Annotated in this window: 17 protein-coding genes; 13 read left to right on the top strand and 4 right to left on the bottom strand. The window is 71.1% G+C overall.

What is annotated here, in order from left to right; all coding sequences use genetic code 11:
- Positions 1–54 precede the first annotated feature (54 nt).
- The 6 genes from ACWEOE_RS13675 to ACWEOE_RS13650 all read left to right on the top strand — a co-directional run bounded on the left by ACWEOE_RS13675 (position 55) and on the right by ACWEOE_RS13650 (position 5,146).
- On the top strand, positions 55–1,692 hold the full coding sequence (locus ACWEOE_RS13675) for a PP2C family protein-serine/threonine phosphatase (RefSeq protein WP_452008226.1): 1,638 nt from the start codon (positions 55–57) through the stop codon (positions 1,690–1,692).
- Positions 1,693–1,748: 56 nt separating this feature from the next.
- Positions 1,749–2,309 carry a type 1 glutamine amidotransferase domain-containing protein gene (locus ACWEOE_RS13670; RefSeq protein ID WP_452008028.1) on the top strand — a complete coding sequence of 187 codons (561 nt, stop codon included), beginning with the start codon at positions 1,749–1,751 and terminating at the stop codon, positions 2,307–2,309.
- 94 nt (positions 2,310–2,403) lie between these two features.
- Complete coding sequence (locus ACWEOE_RS13665) at positions 2,404–2,616, top strand: hypothetical protein (RefSeq protein ID WP_452008025.1); 213 nt, start codon at positions 2,404–2,406, stop codon at positions 2,614–2,616.
- 70 nt (positions 2,617–2,686) lie between these two features.
- On the top strand, positions 2,687–3,775 hold the full coding sequence (locus ACWEOE_RS13660) for a hypothetical protein (protein ID WP_452008022.1): 1,089 nt from the start codon (positions 2,687–2,689) through the stop codon (positions 3,773–3,775).
- A 196-nt stretch (positions 3,776–3,971) separates the two neighbouring features.
- Positions 3,972–4,733, top strand: coding sequence for an SAM-dependent methyltransferase (locus tag ACWEOE_RS13655; protein WP_452008224.1), 762 nt, complete (start codon positions 3,972–3,974; stop codon positions 4,731–4,733).
- Positions 4,730–5,146 (top strand): hypothetical protein, encoded by a 417-nt coding sequence (locus ACWEOE_RS13650; protein ID WP_452008019.1) that lies wholly within the window; start codon positions 4,730–4,732, stop codon positions 5,144–5,146. The genes ACWEOE_RS13655 and ACWEOE_RS13650 overlap by 4 nt, the downstream gene beginning before the upstream one ends.
- On the opposite strand, the gene ACWEOE_RS13645 is transcribed toward ACWEOE_RS13650, so the two are convergent.
- The 3 genes from ACWEOE_RS13645 to ACWEOE_RS13635 form a co-directional block, all read right to left on the bottom strand.
- Positions 5,113–5,610 (bottom strand): GNAT family N-acetyltransferase, encoded by a 498-nt coding sequence (locus ACWEOE_RS13645; protein WP_452008016.1) that lies wholly within the window; start codon positions 5,608–5,610, stop codon positions 5,113–5,115. The genes ACWEOE_RS13650 and ACWEOE_RS13645 overlap by 34 nt on opposite strands.
- 77 nt (positions 5,611–5,687) lie before the next feature.
- A complete protein-coding gene (locus ACWEOE_RS13640) occupies positions 5,688–6,521 on the bottom strand; it encodes an aldo/keto reductase (RefSeq protein WP_452008013.1) in 834 nt (277 codons plus the stop codon).
- Positions 6,522–6,549: 28 nt separating this feature from the next.
- Positions 6,550–7,320 carry an SDR family NAD(P)-dependent oxidoreductase gene (locus ACWEOE_RS13635; protein WP_452008011.1) on the bottom strand — a complete coding sequence of 257 codons (771 nt, stop codon included), beginning with the start codon at positions 7,318–7,320 and terminating at the stop codon, positions 6,550–6,552.
- Between the two features lie 154 nt (positions 7,321–7,474).
- Between ACWEOE_RS13635 and ACWEOE_RS13630 the strand changes: the two genes are divergently transcribed.
- The 3 genes from ACWEOE_RS13630 (at position 7,475) to ACWEOE_RS13620 (ending at position 10,273) form a co-directional block, all read left to right on the top strand.
- Complete coding sequence (locus tag ACWEOE_RS13630) at positions 7,475–7,924, top strand: MarR family winged helix-turn-helix transcriptional regulator (RefSeq protein WP_452008008.1); 450 nt, start codon at positions 7,475–7,477, stop codon at positions 7,922–7,924.
- A gap of 169 nt (positions 7,925–8,093) precedes the next feature.
- Positions 8,094–8,708: a hypothetical protein gene (locus tag ACWEOE_RS13625; protein ID WP_452008005.1), complete on the top strand. Its 615-nt coding sequence runs from the start codon at positions 8,094–8,096 to the stop codon at positions 8,706–8,708.
- The gene (locus tag ACWEOE_RS13620; protein ID WP_452008002.1) at positions 8,681–10,273 is read left to right on the top strand and encodes an MMPL family transporter; all 1,593 of its coding nucleotides are present in this window, start codon (positions 8,681–8,683) and stop codon (positions 10,271–10,273) included. The genes ACWEOE_RS13625 and ACWEOE_RS13620 overlap by 28 nt, the downstream gene beginning before the upstream one ends.
- Here ACWEOE_RS13620 and aspS read toward each other — a convergent pair.
- A complete protein-coding gene (gene aspS / locus ACWEOE_RS13615; RefSeq protein WP_452008000.1) occupies positions 10,270–11,763 on the bottom strand; it encodes an aspartate--tRNA(Asn) ligase in 1,494 nt (497 codons plus the stop codon). The genes ACWEOE_RS13620 and aspS overlap by 4 nt on opposite strands.
- Positions 11,764–12,414: 651 nt before the next feature.
- On the opposite strand from aspS, the gene ACWEOE_RS13610 reads away from it, so the two are divergent.
- From ACWEOE_RS13610 to ACWEOE_RS13595, 4 genes are read left to right on the top strand one after another with little or no spacing between them, the layout of a single operon-like run.
- On the top strand, positions 12,415–13,698 hold the full coding sequence (locus ACWEOE_RS13610; protein ID WP_452007997.1) for an ROK family transcriptional regulator: 1,284 nt from the start codon (positions 12,415–12,417) through the stop codon (positions 13,696–13,698).
- On the top strand, positions 13,695–15,203 hold the full coding sequence (locus ACWEOE_RS13605; protein ID WP_452007994.1) for a sugar ABC transporter ATP-binding protein: 1,509 nt from the start codon (positions 13,695–13,697) through the stop codon (positions 15,201–15,203). The genes ACWEOE_RS13610 and ACWEOE_RS13605 overlap by 4 nt, the downstream gene beginning before the upstream one ends.
- On the top strand, positions 15,200–16,210 hold the full coding sequence (locus ACWEOE_RS13600; protein ID WP_452007992.1) for an ABC transporter permease: 1,011 nt from the start codon (positions 15,200–15,202) through the stop codon (positions 16,208–16,210). The genes ACWEOE_RS13605 and ACWEOE_RS13600 overlap by 4 nt, the downstream gene beginning before the upstream one ends.
- Positions 16,207–17,238: a substrate-binding domain-containing protein gene (locus ACWEOE_RS13595; RefSeq protein ID WP_452007990.1), complete on the top strand. Its 1,032-nt coding sequence runs from the start codon at positions 16,207–16,209 to the stop codon at positions 17,236–17,238. The genes ACWEOE_RS13600 and ACWEOE_RS13595 overlap by 4 nt, the downstream gene beginning before the upstream one ends.
- Positions 17,239–17,243 lie beyond the last annotated feature (5 nt).

The following is a 17,243-nucleotide window of genomic DNA, read 5'->3' as shown; positions in this document are numbered from 1 at the left end:
TGCCGACCCTCTCCACCACGCGTGTGCCAGCCATGGTCGTCGACCCAGCGTGCCATGGTTCGCCCTACACTTCGAGCCAGTCCGCCCGCTCACGCTGTGCCAACCTGTACTGACGACAAGTCGGTCGACCCGGAGGCAGGAGGTTCGTGCATGGTGTCACGGCCCGCTCCGGCGTCGGCCCTGCCACCCGGCGCCGACCTGCCCGAGTACGGGGGGTTCTGGCGCTCGGTGCTCGAGGACGTGCGCGACCCGGTGTTCGTGCAGGACCCCGCCGGCGCCGTGCGCTGGGCCAACGCGGCCGCGCGCACCCTCGCCGCCGAGGGCACGCCCGTGCTCGTCACCGTGACGGAGACCACCGGCCGCATCGACCTCGGCGAGGTGCGCCGCGCCGCGCATCTGCGCGCGCTGCCCGAGGGCTGGCGCGTGTGGACCGTCGTCGACGAAAGCCCGCGCCGGCCGGAGGAGTTCCTCGCCCACGCGGGTCCGAAACTCGCCGCGGCCCGCGGCCGCCACGGCACGGCGCGCGTGATCGCCGAGCTGGCCGCCTCGGCGCTGGGCGACTGCGTGTTCGTGCTGATGCCCACCACCCGCGGCCGGTGGGAGTGGTGGAGCTGCGAGGACCACGGCGCCACCGGTCACGGCCGCATCCGCCGGGTGCCGGCGCAGCACGCACCCACCGTGGCCGAGACGTTCGCGGCCGTCGGCCCACCCGACATGCGGGTGGTGCCCGCCGCCGAGGTGGCCACGATGCCGGCGGTGGTGGCCGACCGCTTCACCGGCCACGCCGAGGTTTCGGTGGTGTCGCTGGGTGTCGCCGACGGTGGCGTCACCGGCGCGGTGCTCATCGGGCGGCGCTCGGAGCCGGCGTTCGGCGCCGGGCAACCGCGCGCGATCGAGGCCTTCGCGACGGCCGCGGGCACGGCGCTGGCCAACGCGCAACGCTACGCGCGCCAGGAAGAAGCCACGCGCGGCCTGGAAACCACGCTCAAGCCCACCCCACCCGCCGAGGTCGACGGCGCCGGGTTCGAGCTCTGGTACGAGCCGGCGGGCGGCGTGCTCGGCGTGGGCGGCGACTTCTACGACGTGCTCGCGCGCGACGACGGCAGTGCCTTCGTGGTCGTCGGCGACATCTGCGGCAAGGGTGCCGAGGCCGCTGCCCTGACGGGCCGGGTGCGGCATTCGCTCGCCGCGCTGCAGCTCGTCGAACGCGACGGGCGCACCTTGCTGCGCCTGCTCAACGAATTGCTCATCGCCGGCGGGTCCAACCGCTTCGCCACGCTCGTGCTCGGATCCGTGACGCCGACGGAGTCCGGACTCGACCTCACGCTCGCGTCGGGCGGTCACCCCGCCCCGCTCGTGCTGCGCCGCGACGGCGGGGTCGAGGAGGTGAGCGTGCCGGGCACGCTCGTCGGGATCTCGCCGCAGGCCCGGTTCGCCGAGGCGACGGTGCACCTCGCCCAGGGCGACGTCTGCCTGCTCTACACCGACGGCGTCACGGAAGCCCGCAACCGCACGGAATCGGCCGAGCTGTTCGGCGACGAGCGCTTCCACAGCGTGCTCGCCGACTGCGTCGGCCTCTCCGCGCGCCAGGTCGTGACGCGGCTGCGCGAGGCCGTGCGTGCGTGGCTGGGCAATTCCGGCCACGACGACATCGCCGTGCTGGCGATCGAAGCGCAGCCGCGCGCGGATTGAGCGCGCTGCCGCGGGGGTAACCGGGCGTCACACGACGATCCGGATGGAGGAACCCCATGGCGAACGCACTCGAGGGCCGCAGGGTCGCGATCCTGGCGGCCGACGGCGTCGAGCAGGTGGAGCTGGAGGAGCCGCGCAAGGCGGTTTCCGCCGAAGGCGCGACCGTGGACCTGGTCTCGCTTTCGGAAGGCGAGATCCAGGCGATGAACGGCGACATCGACAAGGGCACCACCTTCCCGGTCGACCGGCTCGTCGCCGACGTCTCGGCCGAGGACTACGACGCCCTGCTGCTACCCGGCGGCACGATGAACCCCGACAACCTGCGCCGCGACCCTGCGGCGGTGCGCTTCGCGGGCGACTTCGTGCGCGCGGGCAAACCCGTCGGCGTGATCTGCCACGGGCCGTGGACGCTCGTGGAGGCCGACGTGGTGCGCGGGCGCACGCTGACGTCGTTTCCCAGTGTGCGCACGGACATCCGCAACGCCGGCGGCACCGTCGTCGACGAGGAAGTGGTGGTGGACCGCGGTCTCGTGTCGAGCCGGAACCCCGACGACCTGCCGGCGTTCTGCGCCAAGGTGATCGAGGAGTTCGCCGAAGGGCGCCACCCGGTCGGCTGAGTCCGGCCGCCGAGCCGGGCAAAGCAGTGGCGTACTTCCGGTCCGCGAGGGACCCTGGTGGGGTCCGAATCGTGGTCCGGAAGGAGGTGACGCGATGACAGTGCATTCGAGGCGGTACGGCCGGTGGTGCCGGGAGCACTTCGAAACGCCCGCCTCCACCGGGGACAAGGTCGTGCCGGACGCCGCTGTGCCGGATGCGGCTGTGCCGGACGCGGCAGTGTCGGACGCCGCTGTGTCGGACGCGGTGGTGGCCGAGGCGAAGCCACCGGCAGCCGCGCCGCCGGCACCGAGGAAGCCGAAGGGCTGAAGTCGTGTTGTCCGGCTGGTTTTCCGGCTGTGGCGGGCAACCTCGGCCGGTACCGCACGTCCTGCGGATCATGAAACCCACCCGGTGCGCCGCCGTCGTCGCGGCCGCACTCGCCGTGCTGGCCCTCGTCCCCGCCTCCGCCACCGCTGCTCCTGCGGCCCCTGCCGGCTTCGCGCCCGCATCCACGAGCTGGACCGGGCCGGAGCTCGGCTTCGTGCTCGGCTACACCGACTGCGGCGAGCCGGGCTGGTGCCCGGTCCTGCTCACCACGACCGACGGCGGCGTGCACTGGCGGAAGCTGGGCGCGCCGCCGATGTCGTTGCCGGACAACCACAACCACGTCCGGCTCGTCGCCGCGAGCACCGAACACCTCTACGTCACCGACGGCTCCCGCATCCTCGCGACCCGCGACGGCGGCCGGCACTGGTTCTCGGTGCTCGTCGCCGGCAGCGGGCAGCGGTACGTGTCCGCGCTGGCCGAGACGGACGGGCGGATCTTCGCCGTGGTCACGAACAGCTCGTACGGCACCACGTCCGTGTACTCGGGCCTGGCGGGCGCGCCGGTGCTGGTGCCGCTGCCGGGGTTCGAGGTCACCGGTGGCATCACCTACGGCGACCTGGCCACCGGGGGAGGACTGCAGATCGCGCTCGGCGCCGACTACCGCACCGAGGAGTACTGGACTTCGCGCGACGGCGTGGTGTTCACGCCCGCGTCGCCGCCGTGTCCGTCGGGGACCACCGCTTCGCTGGGCGGGGTGCGGGCGGGGCAGGTGATCGCGTTGTGCAGCAGCAGTCCCGGTTCGCCGCAGCCCGGCTCGTCGCAGCGGCGGATGTGGCGCGCGCCGAAGCTGGGTGGCACCTTCAGCGGCACGGCCGAGGCGCCGGCCATCGGCATCACACAGGGGTTCAGCGCGGCCTCGGCCGACACCGCGACCGTCGCGGCCGAGGGCGGCGGCGCCGGGTTCCTGCACCACACCACCGACGGCGGGCGCACGTGGACCACCACCGAGCTGTCCGACCGCGGTGTCGGGCTGTCGGATCTGGCGTTCACGGGCTCGGTCGGCGTGGTCGTCGACGGCCTGCCGGACGCCGAGAGCGGCTCCGCTGTGTACCGGAGCACCGACGGCGGAGCGACGTGGGAAGAACTCTCGTTCTCCTGAGCGTTGCCGCAGGTGGGGCGGGTCGTCGGCCTTGGGTTCACTTGGTGGACGCGGTGTCGTACGCTGTGCACTGTCCGTGGCGTCGAAGGGGGCGAGCGTGGGTTCGGGGACCTCGACGCGCTTCGACCACGACCGGCCCAGTTCTGATCGGCCCGGTTTTGTTCAGCCCTGTTTTGATCAACCCAGCCTCGCCCGCCTGTCCGACGCCCTCCTCGGCGGCTGCGACCACTACGAAGCCGACCGCGCGATGCTCCAGCGGCTGCTCGCCGTCGCCCCCGGCGCGCAGGCCATGGCCCGCGAACACCGCGACTGGCTCATGCGCGCGATCCGCCACCTCGCCGCCGCCCGCGGCGTCGACCAGTTCCTCGACCTGGGCTCCGGCATGCCCACCGCCGAGAACACGCACGAGGTCGCGCAGCGCTACAACCCGGACGCCCGCGTGGTCTACGTCGACAACGACCCCGTCGTCCAGGTCCACGGCCGGGCCGTGCTGGAAACCAACGACCGCACCCACGTCAGCGGCGCCGACCTCACCGACCCGGGGGCCACCCTCGGCGACCCGATCGTCTACCGCCACCTCGATTTCGACCGCCCGATGGCCGTGGTGCTCTGCTCGATCGTGCACCACATCGACAGCCTGGACCGCGCGCGGTTCATCGTGCGCAGCTACGTCGACGAACTGGCTCCCGGCTCGTTCCTCCTGCTCACCCACCACCACGCACCCGCCGCCGACCCGCCCCGCCAGGCCCTGGCGCAGCTCATCGACGCCACCTTCCAGGGCACCGGTCTCGGCACGGTGCACCGCTCGCGCGAGGAGATCGCATCGTTCTTCACCGGCCTGGAGATGCTGGAGCCGGGCTTGACGATGCTGCACGAGTGGTGGCCGGACGGTCCGCGCATGAAACCGTTGGGGGACTTGAACCATCTGACGCTGGGCGGCGTGGCGAAGAAGCCGTGACCCTTCCCGACCCGTTCATCGCGACGCTGCCCAAGGCCGAGCTGCCCGTGCACCTGGAGGGCACGCTGGAGCCGGAACTGCCGTTCACGCTGGCCGCGCGTAACCACGTGGAGCTGCCGTGGGCGGACGTCGAGCAGGCCCGCGCCGCGTACACGTTCACCGGGCTCGAACACTTCCTGCCGCTGCTGTTCCGCGCCGCCACGGTGCTGCGGCGCGGCCAGGACTTCTACGCCCTCGCCCACGGCCACCGCACCACGATCCACGCCGGCGAGGACGGTCCGGCCGCCTATGTCCGCGAAGCCCTCGACGTGTGCCGCCTCGACCGGATCGACCACGGCGTCGCCGCCGCCGGCGACCCGGCCCTGGCGTTCGAAGAGGTTCAGGCCTCGCCGTCACGTCGCGGAGCGCGATAGCGGACCACTGGCCAGACTTCGCCGCGGATCTCCAGGGTGGCTGTGCTGTCGACCCGGCTGAAACCGGCGCGCTCGGCAACGCGCTGCGAAGCCACGTTGCCGGCGTGCGTCCAAAGCCGGATTTCGGTGATCGGCCACGCGGCGCTCACCCGGCCGCACAGCTCGGCCAACGCGCGGCTGGCCACCCCGCGACCGCGCACGGCGGCCGCCACCCAGTAGCTGACTTCGGCGACGGCACCCTCGCGGACCGCGGCGACGTTCGCCACCCGTTCGCCGGACCCGGCGGCCACCGCGACGAAACCGAGCGCGTTGTCGTTGCGGCGCATCGCCTCCAGCGCGCGCCGGAACTCCGCGACGGTCAGCGTCGCCCGCTCGGTGGTGAAGCGGAGGGTGTCCGGGTCTTGCACCTGCGCGACGTACCACGCCGCGTCGTCCGGCGACCACTCCCGCAGCTCGATCTCCATGCCGCACACCGTAGGCGCGAAACGGACGGCTCCCCACCTGGGAAACCGCCCGTTGTCGGAAGTGTGTCAGGGAAGTGTCACGCCACGTCGAACGTGTCCGGGTCCGGCCCGGTGCGCAGCCCGCGGTCCAGCGAGGACACCGCGGCCAGCTCGTCGTCGGTGAGCGTGAAGCCGAAGACGTCGAAGTTCTCGGCCACCCGCGAAGGCGTCACGGACTTCGGGATCACCACGTTGCCCAGCTGCAGGTGCCAGCGCAACACCACCTGAGCCGGTGTACGGCCGTGCGCGGCGGCCACGTCGACGACGGCCTGCTCGGCGAGCAGGTCGCCACCCTTGGCCAGCGGGCTCCAGGCTTCCGTGGCGATGCCGTGCTCGGCGTGGAAGGTGCGCAGCTCCTGCTGCACGAGGTACGGCGAAAGCTCGATCTGGTTCACGGCCGGCACCACGGTGCCCTCGTCGAGCACGCGGCGCAGGTGCGCCGGCTGGAAGTTGGAGACGCCGATGGCGCGCACGCGGCCGTCGGAGTACAGCTTCTCCAGTGCCTTCCACGTGTCGAGGTACTTGTCGCGCTGGGGCAGGGGCCAGTGGATCAGGTAGAGGTCGAGCCGTTCGAGGCCGAGGGCCTTGATCGAGGAGTCGAAGGCGCGCAGGGTCTCGTCGTAGCCCTGGTCGCTGTTCCACAGCTTGGTGGTGATGAACAGCTCCTCGGCCGCGATGCCGGATTCGGCGAGGGCCTCGCCGACGGCGGCTTCGTTGCCGTAGGCGGTGGCGGTGTCGATGCTGCGGTAGCCGGCGTCGAGCGCGGTCTTCACCGCGGCCTTCGTCTCGGCGGGCGGCACCTGGAACACGCCGAAGCCGAGCTGCGGCATCTCGACGCCGTTGTTCAACTTGGTCAAAGGAACGCTGGTCAAGTCAGGAAACCCTTCTGTACGAACACTTCTAGGGAATGATCGCCGACGCGACCCCACCGTCGACGCGCAGCGCGCCACCGGTGGTCGCGGCGGCCTGGTCGGAGGCGACGTAGGTGATGAGGTTCGCCACCTCCTCCGGCCGGATCAGGCGGCCCAGCAGGGAGGTCGGCCGGTCCTGGGCCATGAACCGCCGCTCGGCTTCGGCGAAGTCGAGGTCCGGGTACAGGGCGCGCACGAACTCGCGCACGCCTTCGGTCAGCGTCGGTCCGGGCAGCACGCTGTTCACGGTGACACCCGTGCCGGCCACCTCCTGCGCCATCCCGCGGGACAACGCCAGCTGGGCCGTCTTCGTCATACCGTAGTGGACCATCTCGGTCGGCGGTTGCACCGCCGATTCGCTGCTGACGAAGATCACCCGGCCCCACCCGCGATTCACCATCCCGGGTGCGTAGTGGCGGGTCAGGCGTACGCCCGAAAGCACGTTCACCTGGTACAGCCGCAGCCACTCCTCGTCGGGGATCTCGAACACGAGGATCGGCGAGAACACACCGGCGTTGTTCACCAGCACGTCCACGTCCGGCAGTTGCTCGACGACCGCGGCGACGCCCTCGGCCGTGCCGACGTCGGCCGCGATCCCGCGCACGCCCAGGCGTTTCGCGACCTCGTCGACGCGGTCGGCGTTGCGGCCGTTCACCACCACGTCGGCGCCCGCGGCGCCCAGCGCGGCGGCCGTGGCCTCGCCGATGCCGGCGGTGGACCCCGTGACCAGGGCGGTGCGCCCGCTCAGGTCGAGCTTCATCGGGTGGATACCCCTTCCTGCGTTCGCGGGTACAGTGGCAGCAGACGATTACGAGCGTCGGCAATACTTGCACACGCGGTTATTTGCACACGCTCGATAGTGCCTGAGGGAAGATCGCCCCGCAACCGCGTGGGCCGGCGAGAAGGGGTGAACCGTGTCACTGGCTGACGACGCCGTGGAGGCCCGGGCGCAGGGCTGGCGCACGCTGGCCGCGTTGCACGCGCGCATCGAGGACCGGCTGCAGCGCGCGTTGGAGCGCGATCACGAGCTTTCAGTGAGCGAGTACACGGTGCTCGACGTCCTCGCCCGTCAGGACGGCTTCCACCTCCGGATGAACCAGCTCGCCAACGCCGTGGTGCTCAGCCAGTCGGCCACCACCCGCCTCGTGACCCGCCTGGAGGACCGCGGCCTGCTCGCGCGCTACCTCTGCCCGACCGACCGCCGCGGCATCTACACCGAGGTGACCATCGCCGGCCGCGAACTGCTGGACCAGGCGCGCCCGACGCACGCGTCGGCGCTGTCGGCGGCGCTGGCCGAGGCCGAAGAGCTGCCGGAGCTGGCGCCGCTGGTGGGAGCGCTGGGTTCGCTGGCGTTGGCGAAGTAGGCCGCCGGCCATGAGCTGCGCGTGGCAGAACAGCTGCCGGAGCCGGCGCGCTCGCCTCCGCAAAACGTGACGCACCGTGACGGGCCCTGCGAGGACCTTCGGCCCTAGGCGGGCACCAGCCGCCGCGTGAGGCTGGACCGGGAAGACTTCCCGGAGGCCGGGTGGCGAAATGACGGAAAACGCTGGTACTGCGGACGAATCTCCCGTCGGGCTCCTCGAGCGGCTCGGCCGTTGGTGCGCCGGACACCCGTGGCCGGTGATCGTGATCTGGGTCCTGATCCTGGCCGGCGCGACCGTCGCCAACAACCTCGTCGGCGGTACGTACAGTGACGACTTCAGCCTGCCCGACGCCGAATCCGGCCAGGGCAGCACCGTGCTCGCCCAGCACGGCGTCGTCGGTGGTTCCACCAGCGCCCGCCTGGTCTTCACCACCGATTCCGGCACGCTGAGCAGCCAGAGCGCGGTCATCGAACAGGCCGCCGCGCAGGTGCGGGCGGTGCCCCACGTCGTGTCGCTGTCCGATCCGCTCGCGCCGGGCACCACCGCTCAGGACGGGCAGGTCGCCTTCGCGAACATCCAGTTCGACGACAAGCCCGCCGCGCTCGGCAGCGACCTCGTCGACGGCATCGACCAGGCCACCGACCCCGTGCGCGCCACCGGCGTGCAGGTCGACTACAGCGGCGCGCTCGGCAAGGCGGCCGAACCCGGCAGCGGCGACCTGCGCTCGGAGTCGGTGGGCTCATCGTCGCGATCCTGGTGCTGCTGCTGGCTTTCGGCAGCGTGATCGCCGCCGGGCTGCCCATCGTCACCTCCGTGATCGGCGTCGCGACGGGCCTCGGCATCCTCGGCCTGCTGGCCGCCGCGATCAGCTTCGCCACGGCCTCGCCGACGCTGGCGATCATGATCGGCCTCGGCGTCGGCATCGACTACGCCCTCTTCCTCACCACCCGCTTCCGCCAGCACATCCTCGACGGTGCCGAACCCGTCACGGCCGCCGGTCGCACCGTCGCCACGAGCGGCCGCTCGGTGCTGATCGCGGCGTCGACGGTGGTCATCGCGCTGATGGGGTTGTTCACGGTCGGCGTCGGCTTCATCGGCAAGCTCGGCCTTGCCGCCGCGATCACCGTGATCGTGGCCGGGATCGCGGCGACGACGCTCGTGCCCGCGCTGCTCGGCTTGTCCGGGCGGCGGATCGACCGCTGGCACCTGCGCAAGCCCGTGGCCGAACAATCGGCCGACGGCAAGGAAAGCGCGTGGCACCGCTACGCCGTGCGCATCGACCGGCACCCGTGGCGCTACCTCGGCGGCGGCGTGCTGGTGGCCGCCGTGCTCGCGATCCCCGCGTTCTCCATGCAACTCGGCCACATCGACGAGGGCGCCGACCCCGCGGGCACCACCACCCGCGAGGCCTACGACGCCATCACCCGCGGCTTCGGGCCGGGCGCCAACGGGCAGTTCACCGTGGTCATCGAGTCCCCCGACCCCGCGCTAGGCTCGACGGTGCAGCAGGCCCTGGCGAAGACCCCCGGCGTCGCTTCCGCCACGCCGATGAGCCCCAGCCCGGATCGCGTGCTGCAGCTGTCCACCGTCACGCCCACCACCGGCCCGCAGGACGCCGCGACCGACGAGCTGCTGTCCACCCTGCGCACGCAGACCCTGCCGCCGGTGCTGGCCGGCACGACCAGCTACGTCACCGGCATGACGGCCGGCCAGCTCGACTTCCGCGACATCGTCGCCGCCCGGCTGCCCACGATCATCGGCGTGGTGGTGGCGGCCGCGTTCGTGTTGCTGCTGCTGTCTTTCCGCAGCCCGGTGCTCGCGTTGAAGGCCGCGCTGCTGAACCTGCTGTCCATCGCCGCGTCGTACGGGGTGATCGTCGCGGTGTTCCAGTGGGGCTGGGGCGGGTCCCTGCTGGGCGTGCACGAGAAGGTGCCGATCGAGTCGTACGTGCCGATGATCATGTTCGCCATCGTGTTCGGCCTGTCGATGGACTACGAGGTGTTCCTGCTCTCGCGAGTTCACGAAGCCTGGCTCCGCACGCGCGACAACCACGTCAGCGTCGCCGACGGCCTCGCCGTGACCGCCCGCGTGATCTCCTCGGCGGCCGTGATCATGGTGTGCGTGTTCTTCGCCTTCCTGGCCTCGCCGAACGTGGTGATCAAGATCCTCGCCCTCGGCTTGGGCGTCTCGGTGCTGATCGACGCCACGATCATCCGGCTCGTCATCGTGCCCGCGGCGATGTTCCTGTTGGGACGAGCCAGCTGGTGGCTGCCCCCGTGGCTGGACAAATTGTTGCCCCACCTCGAACCCGAGCCCGAAGAGGTGCCCGAACCCGCACCGTCCACTTAGGGCGCGAGGCGGTGCACGTCGCGCGGGAACAACGTCGTACCCCGGACGTTGGGCACCTCGAGCACCCTCGCGACCCACCGCTCGAGCCCGATGGCGAACCCACCGTGGGGCGGCATGCCGTGCTCGAAGGCCGCGAGGTAGTCCCGGTACAGGTGGGTCTGTTCTCCGAGGACGGCTTCGTAGTCGGCGTACCGGTGCAACCGCTGGCCGCCCGTGACGAGTTCCAGGCCGCGGAAGAGCAGGTCGAAACTGCGGGAGAGGTGGGGCGCTTCGGGGTCGGGATGGGTGCAGAAGGGGCGCTTGGCCATGGGGTAGCCGGTGACGAAGAGGAAGTCCGAGCCGTGTTCCTGGTGGGCCCACTCACCGAGGCGACGTTCGTCTTCGGGGGAGAGATCGGGTTCCGTGCTGTGCAGGAGTTGCTGGGCCGCGGGGTAGTCGATGGCCGGGATCTCCGCAGGGACTTCGGGTCCTTCCGGGATGGCTGTGGCCATCTCGGCGATGACGTCCCTGAGAACCGCCATCACGTCCCGGTGGTCGTCGATGAACCCGAGCTCGGCGTCGAGGCTCGTGTACTGGGCCAGGTGCCTTGCCGTGTCGTGCTTTTCCGCTCGGAACACGGGCCCGGCCTCGTAGACGCGCTCGAACACGCCGACGAGGGTCTGCTTGAAGAACTGCGGTGACTGGGCGAGGTAGGCGGGTCTGCCGAAGTAGTCGAGCCGGAAGACGTCGGCGCCGGATTCCGTGCTGGTGGCCACGATTTTGGGGGTGTGGACCTCGGTGAAGCCCCGCTGGTCCAGCGCCCGCCGGAACGCCTGGACACTGCGGGCGGCCAGCTCGTGGCGGCGTTTGAGCACGGGATGCCGCAGTGCTGCGGCGGCGTTGTCGAGGATGGTGGGGAGCGAGGCGGGGATGGTGGGGCGGTAGAGGTCGAAGGGTGGGTGTTTTCGGGGTGTGGCCAGGATTTCGACAGTGGGGTCGGTGATCTCGATGCCGCCGGGAGCTTGGTCGTTCGGGGTGACGAGGCCGGTGATTTCGAGGACGGTTTCTTCGCTGAGCACGGCTGTTTCTGGGGCGCCGGATTTGTCGTGCGTGACTTCTGCGGCGGTCTTTTCGCTGGCCAGGGTCGGTTTTTCGGGCAGGGCGGTGCCTCTGAGCGCCTGCTGCTGACCGGGTTCCGGGGATTTGTCCACAGCCGGCTCGAGTTGTGGACAACTCGAGCCCATTTCGGCTTCGCTCAGGTTTTTGTCGGGGGTGGGCGATAGAATGGAGCCGGGGACGCCCCCCGGAGAGGGCGGGGGTGTGTCCGGCGTGGATGTGGCCGGCGTGGCGCGAGGGGATTTCCTCACCACCACCTGCGCCAATCCCGAACGGTCACGGATCACCAGGAACGTGACGGATTTCAGCGTGCGCCGGCGGTGCAGCCAGCCGGCGATGGTCACCGTGGTGCCGACGTGCGTGGGCAGGTCGGCCGCCAGAGTGCGAGGGAACATCGGGTCTCCAGGAAGCGAAGGACCCCTTGGGGGTGCGGGCGAGAAGGGAACTCGCGGTACCACCGCACCTTCGCCGCCCGGCGCGCCGGGCGGCCTCGAACAAGCCCGATCTCGGGGGCCGGCCGGCGGGGCATTTCCTCCCCGCTGCTCGGGAGTGTCTTCGCTGCGGGGGTGCGGCGCCGCCTCTCAGCGATGGCGGCTCTCTGTAGGCGCGGGACCCCGCGCTACTCGGCTCCGTCAGCGCGTTACCCGCGAGGGTAACCGCCGACCGGCCGTCGTGTCGCGCGAATTGACCACGCGAACCGAAAGCAGCAAACGACTTTCGACTTGCCGGCCAAAAACAGCCGTTTCCAACAAACCCACCCCGCCCGGCCAAGCCTCCCCACCCGAATGGCCCAGCCGAACTCAACTCCGAACCGCCCAAACCCATGCAGATGGCCAAGGCCGAACGGGTGAGCGGTTCGGGCGTCCACCACCCCGAACCCCTGCTCCATCCGAAGGACCACCCGCCCCGGCCACGAACCGAATCTCCGCAGGTCAACCAGGAGAAACGGGGTATTTGCCGGGATCGTTACCATTCCTCCATCGTTGACCCCTTCGTTCGGGCTGACCTAATTTGTTGCCCCACCAGACGAACTTGGCGGTGTCGGCGTGGACTCCTCCCTGCCTCTGCGAACCGGCGGCCCCCCGCGGCCGGCGGACCAGGCCTCGGTGCGGCGCAGCAACCTCGCGCTAGTGCTGCGGCACCTGCGTGACGCCGGCCCGAAGTCGCGGGCCGGGATCGCGGCGGAGACCGGCCTGAACAAGGCCACGGTGTCGAGCCTCGTGGCGGAGCTGGTGGAGCGGGGGCTGGCGCGCGAGGGTGACCTCGAACGAGCGGGCGCGGTGGGTCGACCCGGCACGATCGTCGAGCTCGACGGGCGGAGTGTGGGCGGCGTGGGGGTGGAGTGCAACGTCGACTACCTCACCGCGCTGGCCCTCGATCTCACCGGCACCGTCCTCTTCGAACAGCGCATCCCGCTCGACGTGCAAGCGCTTCCCCCGGCGAAGGTCCTCGACGCGACGGCCGAGCTGGCCGCCCGGGCGCTCAGGGAATGCCGCCGGCTCAGAATCAAACCCGTCGGCCTGACGTTGGCGATCCCGGCCCTGGTCGACGTGAAGGCGGGCACCGTGGCGTTCGCGCCCAACCTGCACTGGACCGACGTCCCCGTGGTCGCCGGTCTGACCGAGCGCCTCACCCAGCGCCTGGGCCACCTGGACTTCCCGATCCGCATGGCCAACGACGCCAACCTCGGCGCCCTCGGCGAACACGCGATGGGCAGCGTCGCCGGCACGGCGGACCTGGTGTACCTCACCGGCGAGATCGGAGTGGGTGGCGGCGTGATCTCCGGCGGCCGCCTTCTCGGTGGGGCGGAAGGGTTTTCCGGCGAGATCGGCCATATCCAGCTCGACCCCCACGGCCGGCGCTGCGGCTGCGGCCGCCGCGGGTGCTGGGAGACGATCGTGGGCCTGGCGGGGATGCTGCGGCTCGCGGCGGAGCCCAGCGACCCCGTGCACGACCCGTCGCTGGACCTCGAGCAGCGCCTCGACATGCTGCGCCGCCGGGCCGAGCTCAAGGACCGCCGCACGCTCGACGCGCTGGCCCAGGTGGGCACCGCCCTGGGGGTCGGCGCGGCGGTGCTGGTGAACGTGTTCAACCCGCGCGTGGTGCTGCTCGGCGGCTACTTCGCGCAGCTGGGCCCGTACCTGCTCGGCCCGATGATGGCCGAGCTGGAGGCTCGCGTGGTCGCGCCCGACATCGGCGGCTGCCGCGTGGAGCTGTCGTGGCTCGGGTTCTCGGCGGCCTCGCGCGGCGGGGCCCACGTGGCGCTGGAAGCCGTGTTCGACGACCCCGCGCGGGTCGTCGCCGCAGCGGGGGAAAGGGACAGCGGATGACGCTCCTCGAAATGACCGGCATCGGCAAGGGGTTCCCCGGCGTGCGCGCTCTCGACGACGTCGAGCTGAGCGTGGCCGAGGGCGAGGTCCACTGCCTGCTGGGCCAGAACGGCGCCGGCAAGTCCACTTTGATCAAAGTGCTCGCCGGAGCGCACCGGCCCGACGCGGGGGAGATCCGCGTGGGTGGCGAGCCGGTCGAGCTGCCCAACCCGACGGCCGCCATCAAGTGCGGCATCGCCACGCTGTACCAGGAGCTCGACCTCGTCGACGGGCTTTCCGTGGCGGAGAACATCTTCCTCGGCCACGAGCAGGCCAGCGTCGGCTGGGTGCGCCGAGCCCGGATGCGCTCCGACGCCCGCAACCTGCTCGACCGGCTGGGGCACAAGGAAATCCGCGTCGAACGCGAGGTCGGGTCATTGTCCGCGGCAGGAAAGCAGATCGTGAGCCTCGCCCGCGCGCTCTCGCTCGACGCCCGCCTGATCGTGCTCGACGAGCCCTCGGCCGTGCTCGCCAGCGACGAGGTCGCGAACCTGTTCCGCGTGATCCGCGGCCTCACCGAACGCGGGGTCGCCGTGGTCTACATCTCCCACCGGCTCGAGGAGATCCGGGAGATCGGCGACCGCGTCACGGTCCTCAAGGACGGCCACACCGTCGCGACCGGGCTCCCGGCCCGCACCACGCCGACCGCCGAGCTGGTCGCGCTGATGACCGGCCGCCGCGTGGAGTACCTCTTCCCGCCGCGCCCGGACGAAGCCGCGTTCGCCGATCGCCCGGTGCTGCTGGAGGTCGAGGACCTCGGTGTCACCGGCGAGTTCCGGAACGTGTCCTTCACGGTGCGGGAAGGTGAGATCGTCGGCCTCGCGGGGCTGGTCGGGTCGGGCCGCAGCGAGGTGCTGGAAACCGTCTACGGAGCGAGGAAACCGGCCACCGGACAGGTGAAGCTCGCCGGGAAGCCGCTGCGCAAGGGCGTGACCTCGGCCGTCCGCAATGGACTCGGGCTGGCTCCCGAGGAACGCAAGAGCCAGGCCCTGCTGCTGCAGGAATCGGTGGCCCGCAACGTGTCCCTCGCGTCGCTGCGGCGCTACGCCCGCTTCGGCTGGTTCAACGCGCGGGCCGAGACCACCGCCGTCCGCCGGCACACCGAGGCGCTCGACCTGCGCCCGCCCGACATCCGCCGGCCCGCGGGCAAGCTCTCGGGCGGCAACCAGCAGAAAGCCGTGCTCGCGCGTTGGCTGCTCAAGGGCTGCCGCGTACTGCTGCTCGACGAGCCCACGCGCGGGGTCGACGTCGGCGCGCGGGCGGAGCTCTACCGCGTGATCCGCGAGCTGGCCGATTCCGGTGTCGCGATCGTGCTGGTGTCCAGCGAGCTGCCGGAGGTGCTCGGCCTGGCCGATCGGGTGCTCGTGCTGCGCGAAGGCCGCGTGCTCACCGAAGCGCCGGCGCGCGACCTCGACGAACCGGCCGTGCTCGACCTCATCCTCGAAGAGCAGGAGCGTGCGGAATGAACGCTGAACAGGCGGTGGCATCCGAACGTACCCGGGGGTTTTCCGTGCGGCTCAAGGAGGCGCGCAACCTCGGCCTGGTCGGAGTGCTGGCCGTGCTGGTCCTGATCGGCGCGCTGACCGAACCGGGCCAGTTCCTCACCACGGGCACGCTGGTGCTGGTGCTCACGCAGGCTTCGGTGATCGGCGTGATCACCGTGGGCATGACGTTCGTGATCATCGGCGGCGGCATCGACCTGTCGGTGGGCGCGGTCGTGGCGCTCGCGACGGTGTGGGCGACCACGCGCGCCACACAGGCGTTCGGCATCACCGGGATCGTGTTCACCGCCGTGGCCGTCGGCGTCGGCTGCGGCCTGGTCAGCGGGCTGCTCATCGCGTACGGCCGGCTGGTCGCGTTCATCGGCACGCTGGCGATGCTCGCATCGGCCCGCGGCCTGGCGATCCAGCTCTCGCAAGGCCGCACGCAGACCGTGACCACGAAGAACCAGGCGCTCGTGGACCTCGGTTACCAGGACAGTTACGTGCTCGGCATCCCGCCGTTGGTGCTGATCTTCGCGGCCGTCGCGATCGTCGGCTGGCTCGTGCTCAACCGCACGACCTTCGGCCGCCGCACCTACGCCATCGGCGGCAACCTCGAAGCCGCGCGGCTCGCGGGCATCAACGTGAAGCTGCACACCTGCTTGCTGTACGTCCTTTCCGGACTGTGCTGCGGCATCGCCAGCGTGATGCTGATCATCCTCACCTCCAGCGGCACCTCGGGCAACGGCAACCTCTACGAGCTCGACGCCATCGCCGCGGTGATCATCGGCGGCACCCTGCTCTCGGGCGGACGCGGCACGCTCGTCGGTTCCGTGCTCGGGGTGCTCGTGTTCACGACCATCAGCGTGCTGTTCACCCTCAACAACCTGCCCACGGCCGTGCAACAGCTGGCCAAGGGCGTGATCATCGTGCTCGCCGTGCTCGTGCAGCGGCGGGCTTCGCTCTACTCGAGTGAGAGGACCTCCCGATGACTGCCACCGATCTGCGCCGCCGCACGTTCCTGACCGGGGCCACCCTCGCGGGGGTGGGCGTGCTCGCCGCGTGCACCAGCAACGAAGAACCACCGCCGGCCGCCCAGACCGGGCCGGCCGGAGCACAGAACGCGCCCGGCAAGCGGGTCACGGTCGGGTTCGCCGGGCCGCAGGCCGACCACGGCTGGCTCAACGCGATCACCCTCAACGCGCGGGCCGAAGCACAGCGGCACTCCGACGTGGAGCTCGTCGTCGCCGAGGGGTCGAACGACGCGGCCACGCAGTCGGCGCAGATCGACGCGTTGATCAACCGCAAGGTCGACGTGCTCGTGGTGCTGCCCGCCGACGGCAAGCAGCTCACGCCCGCCGGGCGCAAGGCGATGGACGCCGGCATCCCGGTGATCAACCTCGACCGCATCTTCGACTCGCCGCAGGCCTACCGCACGTGGGTGGGCGGCGACAACTACCGCATGGGCGTGAACGCGGGCAACTACATCGGCCGGCAGCTGGGCGGGCAGGGCACGGTGCTGGAGCTCGCCGGCATCGACACCCTCGAGCTCACCCGCCAGCGCACGCAGGGCTTCGACGACGCCCTGGCCAACTACCCGGGCATCCGGAAGGTCGGCCGCGCCGCCGCCGAGTTCACCGTGCCCACCGGGCAGGCGCGCATGGCCGAATTGCTGCAGGCGCACCCGCAGTTCAACGCGATCTGGAACCACGACGACGACCAGGGCGTGGGCGCGCTGCAGGCCGTGCGCCAGGCCGGGCGCACCGACTTCCTGATGGTGGGCGGCGCCGGCTCGAAGGCCGCGATGGAGCAGATCAAGAGCGGTGACTCGGTGCTGAAGGCCACCGTGCTCTACCCGCCGACGATGTCCGCCTCCGCGATCCGCCTGGCGCGGCTGCTCGGGCAGGCGAAAGGCGTGTCGGACCTGGCCGAGCAGGAGATCCCGGCTTCGGTGACCACGTTCTCGGCGGTCGTGACGAAGGACAATGTGGACACGTACCTGCCGGTTTCGTTCGAGTGAAAGGA

The organism is Amycolatopsis sp. NPDC004368 (assembly GCF_053602515.1).
This window is presented reverse-complemented; position numbering and strand designations above follow the sequence as displayed.

Excerpts from the sequence above, each read along its gene's own strand:
- ACWEOE_RS13595 (WP_452007990.1), top strand. The coding sequence starts at position 16,207 with ATGACTGCCACCGATCTGCGCCGCCGCACGTTCCTGACCGGGGCCACC.
- aspS (WP_452008000.1), bottom strand. The coding sequence starts at position 11,763 with ATGTTCCCTCGCACTCTGGCGGCCGACCTGCCCACGCACGTCGGCACC.
- ACWEOE_RS13625 (WP_452008005.1), top strand. The coding sequence starts at position 8,094 with ATGACGGAAAACGCTGGTACTGCGGACGAATCTCCCGTCGGGCTCCTC.
- ACWEOE_RS13635 (WP_452008011.1), bottom strand. The coding sequence starts at position 7,320 with ATGAAGCTCGACCTGAGCGGGCGCACCGCCCTGGTCACGGGGTCCACC.
- ACWEOE_RS13605 (WP_452007994.1), top strand. The coding sequence starts at position 13,695 with ATGACGCTCCTCGAAATGACCGGCATCGGCAAGGGGTTCCCCGGCGTG.
- ACWEOE_RS13660 (WP_452008022.1), top strand. The coding sequence starts at position 2,687 with ATGAAACCCACCCGGTGCGCCGCCGTCGTCGCGGCCGCACTCGCCGTG.
- ACWEOE_RS13645 (WP_452008016.1), bottom strand. The coding sequence starts at position 5,610 with ATGGAGATCGAGCTGCGGGAGTGGTCGCCGGACGACGCGGCGTGGTAC.
- ACWEOE_RS13675 (WP_452008226.1), top strand. The coding sequence starts at position 55 with ATGGTTCGCCCTACACTTCGAGCCAGTCCGCCCGCTCACGCTGTGCCA.
- ACWEOE_RS13665 (WP_452008025.1), top strand. The coding sequence starts at position 2,404 with ATGACAGTGCATTCGAGGCGGTACGGCCGGTGGTGCCGGGAGCACTTC.
- ACWEOE_RS13670 (WP_452008028.1), top strand. The coding sequence starts at position 1,749 with ATGGCGAACGCACTCGAGGGCCGCAGGGTCGCGATCCTGGCGGCCGAC.
- ACWEOE_RS13600 (WP_452007992.1), top strand. The coding sequence starts at position 15,200 with ATGAACGCTGAACAGGCGGTGGCATCCGAACGTACCCGGGGGTTTTCC.